This is a genomic window from Pseudomonas lijiangensis (genome assembly GCF_018968705.1).
Lineage (GTDB): Bacteria > Pseudomonadota > Gammaproteobacteria > Pseudomonadales > Pseudomonadaceae > Aquipseudomonas > Aquipseudomonas lijiangensis.
The window spans coordinates 4,263,110-4,276,136 of sequence record NZ_CP076668.1; the positions used below are offsets into that span (position 1 = coordinate 4,263,110).

Sequence of the window (13,027 nt, forward strand, 5' to 3'; positions counted from 1 at the left end):
GATTGGTACAAAGAAGGGAAGCCTTCCACAGAGTCAGGACAGACTCTGTGGAAGATCGATTGCTTACTGCATCAACGAGTAGACCAGCGCGGTAATCGCTACGATACCGGCCATCACCACAAACACGTTGGACAGCTTGCCCGAGTACTGACGCATGGCAGGAACCTTGCGAATCGCATACATCGGCATCAGGAACAGCAACGCCGAGATGATCGGACCGCCCAAGGTTTCGATCATGCCCAAGATGCTTGGGTTGAGTGTCGCCACCAGCCAGCACACCACCAGCATGAAACCGGCGGTCATGCGGTCCAGAGTGCGAGGCGCCGGACGACGACCGGTTTTCACGATCAGACCTTTCAGGCCTTCACTGGCACCGATGTAGTGACCCAGGAAGGATTTGGCGATGGCCACGAAAGCGATCAGCGGCGCGACAAAAGCAATGGTCGGGTTGCTGAAGTGATTAGCCAGGTAAGACAGGATCGAAATGTTCTGCGCCTTGGCTTCAGCCAGTTGTGTCGGCGACAGGGTCAGCACGCAACTGAACACGAAGAACAGCACCATCACCACCATCAGACCGTGAGCACGGGCCAGGATCTGTGAGCTGCGTACATCTGCATTCTTGCCGTACAGGCGCTTCTGATCCACGGCAAAGGCCGAGATGATCGCTGTGTGGTTGAAGGAGAACACCATCACCGGAATCGCCAGCCACACGACAGGCAGGAACGTCGATGGCTCAGGCAAAGTGGTTGCCGTGCTCAGGATGCCGCCGGTCCAGTGCGGAACCAGGTACACCGACAGGAACAGCAGCGCCACGATGAACGGATACACCATCAGGCTCATGGCCTTGACGATCAGTCGCTCGCCACAACGCACCACCAGCAGCAGGCCCAGAATCAATACGAAGGCCAGCAGCGCTCGCGGCGGAGCCGGTACATGCAGCTGGTGTTCGAGAAAACTGGTGACCGTATTGGTCAAGGCCACGCTGTAGATCAGCAGGATCGGGAAGATCGCGAAGAAGTACAGCAGCGTGATCATTGCCCCGGCGCTCTTGCCGAAATGCTGCTCGACCACTTCGGTGATATCGGCCCCGTCGCGCCCGGACAAGACGAAACGAGTCAGGCCACGGTGCGCATAAAACGTCATGGGGAAAGCCAGCAATGCCAGTACCAGCAGAGGCCAGAAGCCACCAATGCCTGCGTTGATCGGCAGAAACAGAGTGCCAGCACCGATCGCGGTACCAAACAGTCCCAGCATCCAGGTTGTATCGTGACGACTCCACGCAGCTACGCTCGCGTGTTCTGTATCCAGGCGTTCTACGACGCCGTTGGCCTGATCATTCATCCGGTCTGGTCTCCGTGGCCGGTTATTCAAATCGGGAGGGACGTGTCGCAACTTGGCAGTCAAAGGCCCCTCCCGAAACAGGGGGCGCGATTGTCAGTGATCACGGAGAGAAATCAAAGAGTTATCAGACCGAACGCTCAATAGTCACGGGCAAATCCACAAAGATTTTCGAGACGGCCCCGTGCTGTCCCGGATATGTACCGCACTACATCCAGCCCAGCCACTTCCAGTAGGTCATGCCGAACAGCAGCATCAGTGCATAGCCAATCAGAGTCATCGGGATGCCCACCTTCGCGAATTGCCGCGCATCGAAAGTTTCCGTCCCCAGGCAGACCATGTTCTGCGGCGCATTGATGGGCAGGATAAAACCGTAACTGACCACAAACCCCAGCAGCATGGTCATGCCCAGCCGGTTGAAGTCTCCAGGCAGGGTCTGCAACACCGCGATCAGGATCGGCAGCAAGGCCGAGGTCAAGGCCGTTGCGCTGGCAAACCCCAGATGAATCAGAATCAGGAAAGCGCCCAGAATGGCGAAAATCCCCAGGGAGCCGAGTTGGTCGAGGCCGGTTCTGCTCACCACCTGGCCTCCCAGCCACTGACCGGCCTGGGTCGTCAGCAAGGCAGTCCCCAGACTGATACCGACGCCGAACACGATTACGGTTCCCCAGGGAATGCGGGACTGCACATCCTTCCAGGTCATGACGCCCCAACGCGGCAGGAGCAGAATCACCAGACCCGCGTAGGTGGTGGAGGTGGTATCGAAACTGTGCAGCTTGCCCTCGGTCGACCAGAACAGCAGCAACATTACGGAAACACTCAGCAGTCGCTTCTGGGCTCCAGTCATCGGGCCTATGTCGGCCAACGATTGTGCAACCGCTTCCTTGCCTCCGGGAATGCTGTCGCTTTCAGGCGGCAGCAGCTTGAGGACCAACAGAATCAGAACGCCCGACATGATCAACGCCCAGGGCGCACCGGCGATCAGCCAGTCGATCCAGGACACCCGCTCACCGAGCATCTTGTCCATGAAGCCTGCGGTCAGGAGATTCTGTGCCGCTGCCGTCTGTATACCGATGTTCCAGACACTGGTGCCCTGAGCAACGATGATCATGATCGCCACAGCGATATTCGAACGCTTGTCGACGCCAAATGCCGCAATCACGCCCATCATGATGGGCACGACACACGCGCTGCGCGCCGTGGCACTGGGCACCACGAGACTGAGCAGGATGGTGACGGCAATGGCGCCGATCATGATCCGGCGAGTGCTGGTGCCGATGCGCGACAGGGTGACCAGCGCAATGCGTCGGTCCAGCCCGGTGTGGGTCATGGCAGCAGCCAGGAAGAGCGCCCCGGTGACCAGCGCCAGTGCCGAATTGGAAAACCCGCTCAGGGCCATCGTGATGGCGGTCGATGACCCATACAGCACCGAAGGGTCTTGCAAGGTAGGCGCCGAGCCAATCAGAAACGCAATCAGCGAAGTGATCATGATTGCGCTGGCTTCGTAGGAAACAGCCTCGGTAATCCACACCACAACGGCAAAAGCCAGAATCGCCAGCATCCGGTGGCCCGCAACCGGCAAGTCAGCGGGCATAGGCAAAAACAGCACGCCGACCATGACCAATACACCGATCAGCAGGCCCATGGGAATTTTCACCTTGCCCGTCGGTGTTTCAGGCGTCTCTGCAGACAGGTTCATGCTGATTCCTGTGTCTCATTCCATCGAAATGCACGCTCGTGCAAGCAAGCGCTACGGTCACGGCCATTCTGGACACGGACCGGCCTCATGCCCTTGATATCGGTCAAGCCGCAATCAGATGGCCAGAGAAAACCACGAATGTCAGATGTCTGAAATTAGTTACCACTTACAATTGACAATGATTATCATCCACACTAATTTGTTGCGCGATATGTCGGGGCTTCCCTGCAACCTCATTGCTGCCAGGTGATTTACATGCCGGAACGACTAACCTGTGATACCCCCCTGCTCCAGGCCTTCGTCGATAACCGTACGATCCTGGTCAAAGTTGCCACTCGCATCACCGGCTGCACCTCCCGCGCAGAAGATGTCGTGCAGGATGCGTTCTTCCGCCTGCAGTCAGCCCCTGAAATCTCTTCGTCGATCAAGGCCCAGCTCAGCTACCTGTTTCAGATCGTGCGCAACCTGGCCATTGATCACTATCGCAAGCAGGCGCTGGAGCAAAAGTACTCGGGCAGCGAAGAAGAGGGGCTGAATGTGGTCGTGCACGGTGCATCCCCCGAAACCTCACACATCAATTTTGTCACCCTGGAGCACATCGCAGACGCCTTGGCTCAGTTGCCCAGCCGCACCCGCTACGCATTCGAGATGTACCGTCTGCACGGCGTACCGCAAAAAGAGATCGCCCAGGAACTGGGAGTGTCGCCGACGCTGGTCAACTTCATGATTCGCGATGCACTGATCCATTGCCGCAAGGTCTCACGCCAGGACCCACACACTCCCTCCTCGTGACGCTCCTCTGACGAGCGGTATCATCCTTTCGTAGTATGCCGATCGGCAGGTTCTACCTTGCGCAAAAAGACGTAGCATGAACCCGTCTTGAACTTGCATTACCGAATGTGTCTAAGACCCGGATACTGTAAATGCGATTTAAGAAATCATCACTGCATCGATTAACCTATCCATGTGAAAATACGCAGTAACAATTTACGAGCCATAGTCGGGAGGCTCACCGCATGCGTTATGCCCTGGATCACAAAGCCCAAACCCATGAGCGCATCATCAAGGAAGCGTCTGCGCGGTTTCGCCGTGACGGTATTGGTGCCACAGGCCTGCAACCCTTGATGAAAGCGCTGGGACTGACTCATGGCGGCTTCTATGCCCACTTCAAATCCAAGGATGACCTGGTAGAGCAGGCGCTGCTCTGCGCTGCGCAAGAGGCGAAAGAAACAATCGGCAAGTTCTTCGCCATGGAAGACCCGATGTCCGGCCTCATCGATCTGTACCTCTCGACTGAACACCGCGACACCCCCGAATCAGGCTGCCCCCTGCCAAACATTTGTGCAGAACTTGGGCAGGCAGGTAAACCCAGCCCGATCACCGATGAAATCATCCTTCACCTGACGTCAGCCTTTGCCCAGACATTGCCAGGGGAAAACACTCAGGAAAGAAGCATCAGCATGATTTCGACACTGGTTGGCGCTCTGATCCTGGCACGCAGCACCCAGAGCAGCGAATTGTCGGAGCAGATTCTCAGCACCGCCAACGCCAGACTCAAACAGGGAATAAAAGAACTTCGTTGATGGCAGGCCCACAGGCTTTGAACCTGCACGAGAAGATTCCCGTGCAGAGGATGAAAGTCCGGTATCGGACCGAACTTTCAAGGCTGTATCATTCGACCGTCAACTTGTCACGATTCTTGTCCAGAATCGCCTTGCCAATACCTTTCACTTCGATCAATTCTTCAACGGATGCGAATGCCCCGTTGGTTTCCCGATAGGCAACTATTGCCATGGCTTTATTCTTGCCAATACCGGCAAGTGCTTTCTGCAACGTTTCTGCATCGGCCTGATTGATATTGACCGTATCGCTCTTCTGCTCCTTGGCAACAGAATGAGGGGCCATGTTGTCAGTCATCACCTGGCCAGTCGGTGCAGCCGTAACGGCAACCGAGAAACTGGTAAGCAAGGCAAAGAGTAACGTGGAGAAAAGATCAGTTCGCATAGATAACGCTCCATAAATTTCAAAGGCAGCATTCCAAATACTGCCCTCGCAATCTAAACCACTCGTTATCGATGTCAATAAAGCAGAAAGTTTCTACTTGTTTCACACTTCAACTCTAAAATCATGAAACACTTTAATAAAGACAACTTATATTCTGAATATTAGAAAAACCGCTTAGTTAAAGTCAGGTTCACGACGACGTTCCTGATATATCCAGTCAACAATTTCACCTTCCGGGCTGTAACCACTGACTGTTTCACGCAGCAATTGGCGAACAGTGCTGTAATCATCTTTATCCACCGCCTCAAGCAACGCCCTCAGTCGCCCCTTGAGCACATCCCATTGCAGATAATCTTCGTTGGCACTCATGATCATCGGATGCTCGGTGGCAACCACGTTTTCACCGATAAGCAATTCCTCGTAAAGCTTTTCACCCGGACGCAGCCCGGTGAACTCGATGGAAATATCACCTTGAGGGTTTTTCTCCGAACGAATGCTCAGTCCTGACAGATGAATCATCTTTTCAGCCAGCTCGACAATCCTTACAGGCTCGCCCATGTCCAGGACAAAGACATCCCCGCCCTGCCCCATGGAGCCCGCCTGAATAACCAGTTGAGCCGCCTCGGGGATGGTCATGAAGTAACGGGTGATCTTCGGATGGGTCACTGTCAGCGGCCCGCCTGACTTGATCTGCTTGTGGAACAACGGAATCACCGACCCTGAAGAACCCAGCACATTGCCAAAGCGGACCATGATGAAACGAGTCTTGTTGACCTGATGGACATTGGCGACATCGCCCAGGATCACTGGCGCGGTTTCGCGGCTCAGGGCCTGCAGGATCAGCTCGGCGAGGCGCTTGGTACTCCCCATGATATTGGTGGGCCTGACAGCCTTGTCGGTGGAAATCAGGACGAAATTGGAAACCCCTGCCTGCAAAGCCGCCTGAGCGGTGTTGAGCGTGCCGATGACGTTATTGGCGATGCCCTCTGCAATGTTGTGCTCGACCATGGGCACATGCTTGTAGGCGGCTGCGTGATAGACCGTGTCGACCTTCCAGGTTTTCATGATATCCAGCAGCTTCGGATGATTACGCACGGAGCCGAGGATAGGCAGCAACTTGACCCGCAGAGACTCTCGCGTCGCACGCTGCTCAAGCTCGCTGAGGATTGAATAGAGATTGAACTCACTGTGATCGAGCAACAGCAGCTTGACGGGCCCCAGTTCCAGTATCTGTCGGCACAGCTCTGAACCTATCGAACCACCGGCCCCTGTCACCAGAACAGTCTGACCCTTGATGCAGTGTTCCAGCAGGTTTTCCCTGGCGGGAACGGAGTCGCGCCCCAGCAGATCCGCAATGTCGACCTCTTGCAGATCATCGACCTTGACCCGCCCCGCGGCCAGGTCCATGAAGCCCGGAACGCTTCGCACATGCAGAGGAAAGCCTTCCAGAAACCCGAGGATTTCCCGGCGACGCCCGCGCGATACGGACGGAATCGCCAACAGGATTTCCTGGGCGCCGGTGACCTCGATCATCTGCTGAATATGTTTGGGTGTGTAGACCTGCAACCCGAAAATCACTCGATTGGAGATCGACTTGTCATCGTCGATAAAAGCAACGGGGCGCATCAGCCTGCTCATTCGCAAGGCGGCTACCAGTTGATTGCCGGCAGCGCCCGCGCCATAGATCGCAACCTTGGGCAGGCCATCGTCGCGATTGCTGAAAGGTATGTGCTGCCCGGCCACGAACCAGTCACCCAGAAAGTATTGGCGCATTGCCAGACGCAGGCCTCCGATCATGACCATGCTCAACCACCAATAGTTGAACATGACGGAGCGGGGAACCACGTGCTGATGGTTACTGTACAGATAGACCACGCAGCCAAGAATGAGCGCGGAGAGTGTGACGGCCTTGATGATTGCGATCAGCGCATCGTTGCCGAAGTAGCGCATGACAGCGCGGTACATCCCGAAGCGGATAAACAACGGGATGGCAACGATCGGGGCGCTGATGAAAAGCCAGGTGTGCTTCTCCAGAGGGTTTATCAGGTCTTCAACCCCCAGGCGAACGACAAATGCCATCCACAGTGCGAACCAGACCAGCAAGAGGTCGGCAACAACCTGAACTATTCGCTTTTTTCGCCGCGGCAGTGCCAGCAGGAAAGTTCGCAATCTGTTCATGCCCTTGCTACCCCTTGATCTCTACGGAACGTTACACCTGATATTCGAAGCAAATGCCGACATACAATGACTCAATCTATATGGAAAACGCGAGCACTCAAATCAATTGGACTCAAGCTTGCCTGCGTCGAACTTGAGGGCCAACAGTACCAGCGGGACATAAGCGATCAGCAACCCGGTCAAACCGTCGCCACCGAATACGCCGACCCATAGCGCCACAGGCAGCAGCCAGAAGACATTGATGAAGCCAACGGCCAGGGTGACAGGCAGGTGCTTGCCATAGCGGCGCGACGCGAACTGGTAGGCGTGGCTGCGATGAGCTTCGTACACCTTGTCGCCACGCAACAGGCGACGAGCAAGCGTTACGGTGGCATCGACGATAAATACTCCCAGCAGAATCAGCCAGGCCCAGAAAAGATGAGAGGACGCCCATGCAGCCTGCAAGGAGAGCACGCCCAGTGCAATTCCCAGGAATCCACTGCCCGCGTCACCCATGAATATCCGCGCCGGTGGAAAGTTCCAGTAGAGAAACCCCATGACCGCGGCGGCCAGCAACACAGGCCCCCACAGCAACTGACCAAAATCGCCCAGTACGTAAATAAGGCTGATCCCGGCGCAGACCGTCACCGCCTCGATACTGGCGATACCGTCGATGCCGTCCATGAAGTTGTAGAGGTTGAGCATCCAGACGAGGTAAAAAGCGGCAAGAATATGGCCAATGATGCCCAGATCCAGAGTGAAGCCAAAGAAGTCGAGCGGTGCCAGCCCGCCCAGCCATGCCAGCGCCCAGGCCGCCGCACTGAAATGTCCCAGCAAACGCCAGCGAGCTGCGATGTGCCCGTGATCGTCCATGAAACCGATCACGGCAACCAGTCCGCCCGCGCCTAGAACGGCAATCAGGGCCGAAGACGGAATCCGGTCCCCGAGCCCCAACAGCACAATGGCAAGCAAAAAGGCTACAACAATGGAAACCCCGCCGCCTCGCGGTGTAGGAATCTTGTGTGAGCTACGAGCATTTGGAACATCCATCAGGCTCCTGGACAGGGCGTACCTGCGAAGAACTGCCGTCAACCCCAAAGATAAAACCGCCACAGCGACTACAGAGAACCACTCAACCATTTTTGCGTTCCAGAAAAGACCGTACTGTTTCTTTCATCCTGTCATCCATCTTCACGATGGTGCCCGATCGAGCATCGTACAGGTTTTGGAAATAACGGCCTGCAAAGAATCGCAAAGCTTTTGCGAAAAACACTTTTTGCCTGGGACTGAAGACATGTGAGCAGGATCAGACCATCTTCAAAAGACAGGGCTCAAGGTACTACCAGCTCAAGACGTTTATTGGCCAGCGAGTACTTCCTGTTCAGAACATTACCCAACGTCTTCTTCGCGCTCGCCTCGCCATGCACCAGCCTTATCTGGCGCGGCCACTCGGCCATCGAGGTTACAAACCTGGCCAGCCCCTCCTGATCCGCATGGGCGGAATAACCGGCGACCGTCGAGATACCGGCACGAATATCAAAGCGCTCACGGTCAAGCTCGACATAACCGCCGACCGGACCATGCTTCTGGATCGCAGCCCCTGGCGTACCCTTGGCCTGATAACCCACGAAAACCACATTGTGCCGCCGATCACCCAGCATGGCTTTCAGGTAATTGACGATGCGCCCGCCTGCGCACATGCCATTGCCTGCGATGACGATAGCGGGTCTGGCGGTGCTGGCCAGATAGTTGACCGTCTGCAAATGCCGGTCATGGGTATCGATGGTAATCAATTGGGAGAATCCCAGAGGCTGCCTGCCGCTCTTGAGGCGCGCTTGCGCCTCGTCGTCCCAATAGTCTTCAAATGCCTGATAAACGCCCGTGAAGCGGCTGGCCAGAGGGGAATCGAGAATGATCGGCAATTGCGGCCAGTTAACCGGCAAGGCGCTCCCGTCAGCCTCATCGACAGGCTCGCCCAGCAAGGCCTTGCGCCGCAGGATATCTTCCAGCTCGTATAGCAGCTCCTGGGTGCGCCCCATGCTGAAAGCGGGAATCAGGACCGTGCCATGATCTTCCAGCGCCTGATCGATCACTTGCTCAAGGCGCAATTGCCGCGTGCTGCGGTCCTCATGAAGACGATCGCCATAAGTGCTCTCGAGCACAAGAATGTCTGCGCGCTCGGGGGATTTCGGAGCGGGAAGCATCGGTGCATCCCCTGCCCCCAGATCCCCCGAAAACACCACACGCTCCGTACGTCCCTCCAGCGGATACTGAAGATCGCACTCGACATAGGCAGAACCCAGAATGTGGCCAGCACGTTGCAGGCGGACCCGGCAGACAAGTGCATCGGTATTGACCAGGGTAAACCAGTGATCGAAGGGCAAGGCAATGATGCGCTTTTCAATCGCGGCAAGGTTTCGGTCTATCTGTTTGCGGTCATGATGAAACTCGAGTTTCAGTTGATCCTCCATGACCAGAGGCAATAAATGCGCAGAAGGCTCACTGCACAATACAGGTCCCTGATAGCCTGAAGCCAGCAACGCTGGAATACGCCCTACATGGTCAGCATGTACGTGAGTAACAATGAAGGCCTTGATATCGGCAGCAGAGAAACCGAACTTTTCATTTTCGGCACCCGGACTGTCATGTTGATTCGCACCACAATCAATCAACAGACTATGAGCCGCATCCATACATAACTGGTGACAGGAACCGGACACACTCCGGGTTGCGCCGCGATGAATGATTTCAGGGAAAGACATACAGCCACCTATTTCAGCAAGTCCGGCTTTGCAAGAACACCGAAACCTGACATCAGACTTTAAAAGAGATGGGCTATTTTGCGCTGCAAAGGTTTATCTTCAAGTCTTGACAGGTGAGCACAAGAGCATCAAAAGAAACACTAACGTGGAGCAAATTACAGAAAATGGCCTGAAATATGGGCAAAGCTAAAAACCCGAATAACAGGCTCACAAATAGAAGTAGTTATTCCCAATAAACAACAAGAAAGTTCCTACAAGAAAATCCGACATGCATATTATGAGCGAACAGGGGAAATAGTCGAAAAACCAGAAAACGACAAGAATGCATCAAGCACAGATGCCTGAAGCCCTGAGGGGAGACAAGGGAAAGCGGGACTGGTCCTTTTCGTACCACAGCAGGCAAAAGTGCCTGCTTCAGGCTCTAGACCGAACGGGCTGAACGTACGCGTTTTTTACGAAAGCTTGCCAGCCATGCCAGGACAGGGCCAACCAGCATACCCAGCAAAAGCGCAAGAACCACAGGAACAGCCTGGGAAAGCTCGGGTGCCGACCAGCCGAAAAAGACCAGCGTGACAGGCTGCCGGTTTTCAAGCATGAACACCGCCGTTGCCAGAACGACAAGCAATGCAACGACGAGCACGATGATTCGTTTGAAGATGTGCATCCACTGATCCTCTGGTTATCGGCCTCAGAGGCCCTCTTCTTCATCCTCGTTGACTCGATCCCGCAACTCCTTGCCTGGCTTGAAGTGAGGAACGAATTTGCCGTCGAGGCTGACAGACTGGCCCGTTTTTGGATTGCGCCCTACCCGCGGTGCGCGGTAATGCAGGGAAAAGCTGCCGAACCCGCGTATTTCTATGCGGTCGCCTGTCGCCAGGCACTGGGACATTTGTTCAAGCATGGTCTTGATGGCCAACTCGACATCCTTGGATGAGAGCAGCCCTTGATGGGTGACAATTCGTTCGATCAACTCCGACTTCGTCATATTTTTCCCTTCTTTTTCAAGCAGCTAGATCAGCGCTCCGAAGGTTTTAGCATGACCGGAAGAATTTGAACAGCCCATGTATTGACTTATGTGAACCCATAGCAACCAGGCATGAATCCATGACCGGAGCATGACAGCGGGAAGAGGAATGGACGGCAGGGACAGTGACATCAGGCAGGATGCGGCCTGCAAGGCACCTGGAGACGTTTAAAACGTTTAAAGCACCGGGACAGCGGCACACTGAACGCAGCGCTATAAGCCCCGAATAGCGCCCACAAAAAAGGGCGACCGAAGTCGCCCTTTTCAATGGTCAAGCAGAACTTAGTTCTGTTTTTCCATTTGCGCACGCAGCAGGTCACCAATAGTGGTTGGACCAGTGCTTTCAGCAGCTTCAGGCTTGCTACGCAGGCTCTGGATAGCTTCTTTCTCGTCTTCAACGTCTTTCGACTTGATGGACAGGCTGATTACGCGGCTCTTGCGGTCAACGCTGATGATCTTGGCTTCGATCTCTTCGCCTTCTTTCAGAACGTTACGCGCGTCTTCAACGCGGTCACGGCTGATTTCGGAGGCTTTGAGGGTAGCTTCGATGTCGTCGGCCAGAGTGATGATGGCGCCTTTGGCGTCAACTTCTTTAACGGTACCGCGAACGATAGCGCCTTTGTCATTGACAGTGACGTACTCGGAGAACGGATCGCTTTCCAGCTGCTTGATACCCAGGGAGATACGCTCACGCTCTGGATCAACAGACAGGATTACGGTGTCGAGCTCGTCGCCCTTCTTGAAGCGACGTACGGCTTCTTCGCCCACTTCGTTCCAGGAGATGTCGGACAGGTGAACCAGACCGTCGATGCCGCCGTCCAGACCAATGAAGATACCGAAATCGGTGATCGACTTGATGGTGCCGGAGATTTTATCGCCCTTGTTGAACTGGCCAGAGAAATCTTCCCATGGGTTGGATTTGCACTGTTTGATGCCGAGGGAGATACGACGACGCTCTTCGTCGATGTCCAGAACCATGACTTCCACTTCGTCGCCAACCTGAACGACTTTGGATGGGTGGATGTTCTTGTTGGTCCAGTCCATTTCGGAAACGTGTACCAGGCCTTCCACGCCTTCTTCCAGCTCTGCGAAGCAGCCGTAGTCGGTCAGGTTGGTTACACGCGCGGTAACGCGGGTGCTTTCCGGGTAGCGAGCCTTGATAGCAACCCATGGGTCTTCGCCCAGTTGCTTCAGGCCCAGGGAAACACGATTGCGCTCGCGATCGTACTTCAGGACTTTTACATCGATCTCATCGCCAACATTGACGATTTCCGATGGATGCTTGATACGCTTCCAAGCCATGTCGGTGATGTGCAGCAGGCCATCGACGCCACCCAGATCGACGAATGCGCCGTAATCGGTGAGGTTCTTGACGATACCTTTGACTTGCTGGCCTTCTTGCAGGGACTCGAGCAGTGCTTCGCGCTCTGCGCTGTTCTCTGCTTCCAGGACGCTGCGACGGGAAACGACAACGTTGTTGCGCTTCTGGTCCAGTTTGATGACCTTGAACTCGAGCTCTTTGCCTTCCAGGTGCGTGGTGTCGCGCACTGGACGGACGTCAACCAGAGAACCTGGCAGGAACGCACGGATGCCGTTAACGTCGACAGTGAAGCCGCCTTTAACCTTACCGTTGATAACGCCCTTGACCACTTCTTCAGCTGCGAAAGCCGCTTCCAGAACAATCCAGCACTCGGCGCGCTTGGCTTTCTCGCGGGACAGCTTGGTTTCGCCAAAGCCGTCTTCTACCGCGTCCAGCGCGACGTGAACTTCGTCACCGACCTTGATGGTCAGCTCGCCAGCATCGTTGTAGAACTGCTCGAGCGGGATGACGCCTTCGGACTTCAGACCAGCGTGTACAGTTACCCAGTCGCCGTCGATGTCGACAACGATACCGGTAATGATAGCGCCCGGCTGAAGGTTCAGGGTTTTTAGGCTTTCTTCAAAAAGTTCTGCAAAGCTTTCGCTCATTTTAATTCCTGTTGATCAAGGGCGAAGAATACGCCCATCTGCCACGTCCCAGAAAACGTGGGTTTCGTTCATGTA

At 55.2% G+C, this 13,027-nt stretch carries 11 protein-coding genes; 2 read left to right on the top strand and 9 right to left on the bottom strand.

What is annotated here, in order from left to right; all coding sequences use genetic code 11:
* Nucleotides 1–63: 63 nt before the first annotated feature.
* Together KQP88_RS17705 and KQP88_RS17710 are read right to left on the bottom strand one after the other, a co-directional pair.
* A complete protein-coding gene (locus KQP88_RS17705; protein ID WP_216703773.1) occupies nucleotides 64–1,341 on the bottom strand; it encodes an aromatic amino acid transport family protein in 1,278 nt (425 codons plus the stop codon).
* Nucleotides 1,342–1,546: 205 nt separating this feature from the next.
* A complete protein-coding gene (locus tag KQP88_RS17710) occupies nucleotides 1,547–3,037 on the bottom strand; it encodes a DASS family sodium-coupled anion symporter (protein WP_200992606.1) in 1,491 nt (496 codons plus the stop codon).
* 255 nt (nucleotides 3,038–3,292) lie between these two features.
* Here KQP88_RS17710 and KQP88_RS17715 point away from each other — a divergent pair, with 255 nt between their 5' ends.
* On the top strand, nucleotides 3,293–3,829 hold the full coding sequence (locus KQP88_RS17715; protein WP_200992607.1) for an RNA polymerase factor sigma-70: 537 nt from the start codon (nucleotides 3,293–3,295) through the stop codon (nucleotides 3,827–3,829).
* A gap of 224 nt (nucleotides 3,830–4,053) precedes the next feature.
* Nucleotides 4,054–4,620 (top strand): TetR/AcrR family transcriptional regulator, encoded by a 567-nt coding sequence (locus KQP88_RS17720; RefSeq protein WP_216703774.1) that lies wholly within the window; start codon nucleotides 4,054–4,056, stop codon nucleotides 4,618–4,620.
* Between the two features lie 88 nt (nucleotides 4,621–4,708).
* On the opposite strand, the gene KQP88_RS17725 is transcribed toward KQP88_RS17720, so the two are convergent.
* From KQP88_RS17725 to rpsA, 7 genes are all read right to left on the bottom strand, one after another.
* Nucleotides 4,709–5,041 (bottom strand): ComEA family DNA-binding protein, encoded by a 333-nt coding sequence (locus KQP88_RS17725; protein WP_216703775.1) that lies wholly within the window; start codon nucleotides 5,039–5,041, stop codon nucleotides 4,709–4,711.
* Between the two features lie 174 nt (nucleotides 5,042–5,215).
* The gene (locus KQP88_RS17730; RefSeq protein WP_216703776.1) at nucleotides 5,216–7,219 is read right to left on the bottom strand and encodes a polysaccharide biosynthesis protein; all 2,004 of its coding nucleotides are present in this window, start codon (nucleotides 7,217–7,219) and stop codon (nucleotides 5,216–5,218) included.
* Between the two features lie 102 nt (nucleotides 7,220–7,321).
* Complete coding sequence (locus tag KQP88_RS17735; RefSeq protein ID WP_200992610.1) at nucleotides 7,322–8,338, bottom strand: MraY family glycosyltransferase; 1,017 nt, start codon at nucleotides 8,336–8,338, stop codon at nucleotides 7,322–7,324.
* A gap of 191 nt (nucleotides 8,339–8,529) precedes the next feature.
* Entirely contained in the window at nucleotides 8,530–9,960 is a 1,431-nt protein-coding gene (locus KQP88_RS17740) for an MBL fold metallo-hydrolase RNA specificity domain-containing protein (RefSeq protein WP_216703777.1), read from the bottom strand.
* Between the two features lie 421 nt (nucleotides 9,961–10,381).
* A complete protein-coding gene (locus KQP88_RS17745; protein ID WP_200992612.1) occupies nucleotides 10,382–10,624 on the bottom strand; it encodes a lipopolysaccharide assembly protein LapA domain-containing protein in 243 nt (80 codons plus the stop codon).
* Nucleotides 10,625–10,648: 24 nt separating this feature from the next.
* Complete coding sequence (ihfB, locus tag KQP88_RS17750; RefSeq protein WP_003369729.1) at nucleotides 10,649–10,945, bottom strand: integration host factor subunit beta; 297 nt, start codon at nucleotides 10,943–10,945, stop codon at nucleotides 10,649–10,651.
* Nucleotides 10,946–11,266: 321 nt separating this feature from the next.
* Nucleotides 11,267–12,952 (bottom strand): 30S ribosomal protein S1, encoded by a 1,686-nt coding sequence (gene rpsA / locus KQP88_RS17755; protein WP_025261287.1) that lies wholly within the window; start codon nucleotides 12,950–12,952, stop codon nucleotides 11,267–11,269.
* Between the last annotated feature and the right edge of the window lie 75 nt (nucleotides 12,953–13,027).

Coding starts and splice junctions, on each gene's coding strand:
- KQP88_RS17705 (WP_216703773.1), bottom strand. CDS start 1,341: ATGAATGATCAGGCCAACGGCGTCGTAGAACGCCTGGATACAGAACAC.
- KQP88_RS17710 (WP_200992606.1), bottom strand. CDS start 3,037: ATGAACCTGTCTGCAGAGACGCCTGAAACACCGACGGGCAAGGTGAAA.
- KQP88_RS17715 (WP_200992607.1), top strand. CDS start 3,293: ATGCCGGAACGACTAACCTGTGATACCCCCCTGCTCCAGGCCTTCGTC.
- KQP88_RS17720 (WP_216703774.1), top strand. CDS start 4,054: ATGCGTTATGCCCTGGATCACAAAGCCCAAACCCATGAGCGCATCATC.
- KQP88_RS17725 (WP_216703775.1), bottom strand. CDS start 5,041: ATGCGAACTGATCTTTTCTCCACGTTACTCTTTGCCTTGCTTACCAGT.
- KQP88_RS17730 (WP_216703776.1), bottom strand. CDS start 7,219: ATGAACAGATTGCGAACTTTCCTGCTGGCACTGCCGCGGCGAAAAAAG.
- KQP88_RS17735 (WP_200992610.1), bottom strand. CDS start 8,338: ATGGTTGAGTGGTTCTCTGTAGTCGCTGTGGCGGTTTTATCTTTGGGG.
- KQP88_RS17740 (WP_216703777.1), bottom strand. CDS start 9,960: ATGTCTTTCCCTGAAATCATTCATCGCGGCGCAACCCGGAGTGTGTCC.
- KQP88_RS17745 (WP_200992612.1), bottom strand. CDS start 10,624: ATGCACATCTTCAAACGAATCATCGTGCTCGTCGTTGCATTGCTTGTC.
- ihfB (WP_003369729.1), bottom strand. CDS start 10,945: ATGACGAAGTCGGAGTTGATCGAACGAATTGTCACCCATCAAGGGCTG.
- rpsA (WP_025261287.1), bottom strand. CDS start 12,952: ATGAGCGAAAGCTTTGCAGAACTTTTTGAAGAAAGCCTAAAAACCCTG.